The 2,643-nt window shown below is 67.0% G+C and carries 2 protein-coding genes; both read right to left on the minus strand.

Annotated elements, in window-relative coordinates:
• Window positions 1-339: 339 nt before the first annotated feature.
• On the minus strand, window positions 340-981 hold the full coding sequence (locus tag WA805_RS02240) for a TMEM175 family protein (protein ID WP_422288484.1): 642 nt from the start codon (window positions 979-981) through the stop codon (window positions 340-342).
• A gap of 652 nt (window positions 982-1,633) precedes the next feature.
• Complete coding sequence (locus tag WA805_RS02245) at window positions 1,634-2,485, minus strand: class I SAM-dependent methyltransferase (protein ID WP_425241529.1); 852 nt, start codon at window positions 2,483-2,485, stop codon at window positions 1,634-1,636.
• Window positions 2,486-2,643 lie beyond the last annotated feature (158 nt).

Below are 2,643 nucleotides of genomic sequence, written 5' to 3' on the forward strand. Positions count from 1 at the left end.
CCCAACCCGGAGGTCCCCAACGGCCGGATCGGCGTATACACCGTGTGGGGTGGTGATGAGCTCATCTACGTGGGGATGGGAGGGAGGGCGGTAGGCCCCAGCGCAGACACCAACGGGCCAGCATCTACCAAGCTCACCGGGCTTCGAAGCCGTTTGGCATCGCACGCATCCGGACGCCGGTCCGGTGATCAGTTCTGCAGCTACGTCTTCGACCGCCTGGTCCGTGGACGATTCTCGACAACCCGCCCACTCCCACGGATCAGAAGGTTGGGGGTTGGAGTCTTTGCGAGCGCGACACCGTAGCCGCAGGTCAGGGGTCTCTCTGAGAGCGGGCAGGCCCTATGAACGCCGGAATAGCAGCCGTGCGACCTCCCGGAACGGCACAACCAGGTATATCGCGATGCCGAAATACAATGCCACCGCCACTCCCGGCAGGAGCAACCCGATGATGATCGCGATCACGTACCCGGTGACCACGGGCAGAAGTCTTCGCTGTTCGCCCGGCGGTTCCTCGCCCTCTCCGGGCGGCGAGTACAGGTGCTCACGCCGCGCATACTCCGCCAGCCCGGACCCCAGGACGCGGATGGCCAGGAGGGTCAGGCCGTAGAACGTTACGGCCACGCGTTCGGCGTCGGTGTGCTGCAAGGCGCCGGCGACGAGCCGGGTCGGGAACGGCAGGAACGCCACCACCAGCAAGAGGAGCAAGTTGAGCCGCAGGAAGATCGAATCTGAGTGCGCGAGCCGATCGGTCAATGTGGTGTGGGCGAGCCAGGCAGCGCCGATAGTCAGGAAGCTGACGACGTACGCCACGTAGGCGGGCCAGGCATGAAGCACCTGCTCCAGCGGTGTGCCCGGCGGGTGAACCGCGACGTCCAGCACGAGCAGCGTGATGGCGATGGCGAACACGCCGTCGCTGAATGCCTCCATCCGGCCCTTGCCGAGAACTCGGCGCGGACGTTGCGTGTCTCCGGCTGCTGGCACGATATTGCCTCCTTCGTGGCCTGTCGCCACTGGAGGCAGCCTTACGGATCCGGCCGTTCCGGGCAACGGCATGCGGGCGGCCGGCGGTGACCGGGGGTGAACAGGCAGGCCGGAGCGCACGTGGTCTCGCCTGTCGAAGCGCAGGAAGCCACAGGTCAAGAACCGGTTCTGTAAGCCGGTTCGTAAACCGGACGCAGCGGGACAGGCTGAGACGGGAGAGATGCCGAAGGCCAGGGACGACTTCACACCGCAGGTCGGCCGAGGTCAACGCGGTGACCAGAGACTGCCCGAGACAGCGGAGACGCACGTCGGTCGGCTCATAACCCGGCGGCGACCGGCACCAGGACGACGAGCACCTAGAGAGCGGTCCAGGCGGGGGCTCGCGCCCCCGTGCCCCCGTGTATGGCTCCGGTCGCCCCGCTTTTCACCCCCTACTGTCCTACGCGGACGCAGCAGGATCTTCCCTGCACCAGCGCGGGGAACCCCGCACCCCATGGTTGGCGTGCCATTAGCGTGCCATTAGCCCCGGTGATGGGCGGTCTTTCACGGTCAGTCGCGGAGACCTTCCAGCGCAGGCCAGGCCGGTAAGAAGCTCACACCGTTCAGCTTCCCAAGCTGATGGTCCGGATTCGATATCCGTCCGGCTTGCGGGCTATCGCGGTTGCCTCGCTGCGGGCTTACGCAGTGCCAGGTCGAGGAAGAACGGTGATGTGACCCACTCATACCCGCCGTCCTTCGCGGCGGCCTGGAGGTCTCGCACTAGGCCATCGATCCTCTCGGCTGCGATGCCCAACTGGATGCCGCGTTCTCGCAGCGCCGCGATGCTGGCTGCGTCTAGCTCGAACATCACCTCCGGGTCTATGACCCCGAAGAAACCGCTCATCGCAGTGACCTCCAAGCCCGCCTGGCGCGCCGACCGCGGCAGGTCCTCGACGACTCTGGCCGGTACTCCATTCCGGTGCAGCACCTCATAGATCAGATCCCAAGTGCCGGTGAGGGCCTCCAGGTTCGGGTGTGATCGCGGCGGCGGACTGGGCAGCTGCTCGTGCGCGACAAGCCAGCCGCCCGGGCGAAGGAGATCTGCAATGTGGCGGAGGGTCCGTACCGGGTCGGGCTGGTGCATCAGGAAGAGCCGGGTAAAGGCCAGGTCGAACGGGCCGCCCAGCGCCGCGGAATCCAGGTCGTGCAGGCCGCCCGCGATCACCTCCACGTTGCCCAGCTCCAGGGCGGACATGACCGCCCGGGCCCGCTGGACGGTCGCCTGGCTGAGATCGACGCCGACGACCCGTCCGGCGGGGCCGACCATCTCCGCCAGGACCGCGAGCCCGCCGAGGGGGCCGCAGCCGCAGTCGATCACGTTCCACCCTTGCTGGACACCGGCCCTGCGGAACGCCGTGCGGGCCGGCTCCGCGACGAGCTCGGCGCCGCGCAAGAGCCGCCGGAGGTCTTGATCTGAGCCGTCGTTAACGTACCGGCTGACCCGCGCTGTGACCTCTTCGGCCATGCCCGCCTCCTGGCGCTGGCGTCCTGCAAGCGGTGTCAAGTTCTAAGTAGTACGGAGGAGAACCGATACCCCGTAGATACACCCGAGCCCTGTACGCTTCAAGTCCTTTCCGACTGCTGCCAAACCTGCTGCCAAGCTGCCGGTCAACGGCCGACAGG

The organism is Trebonia sp., from assembly GCF_049794275.1.
Lineage (GTDB): Bacteria > Actinomycetota > Actinomycetes > Streptosporangiales > Streptosporangiaceae > Trebonia.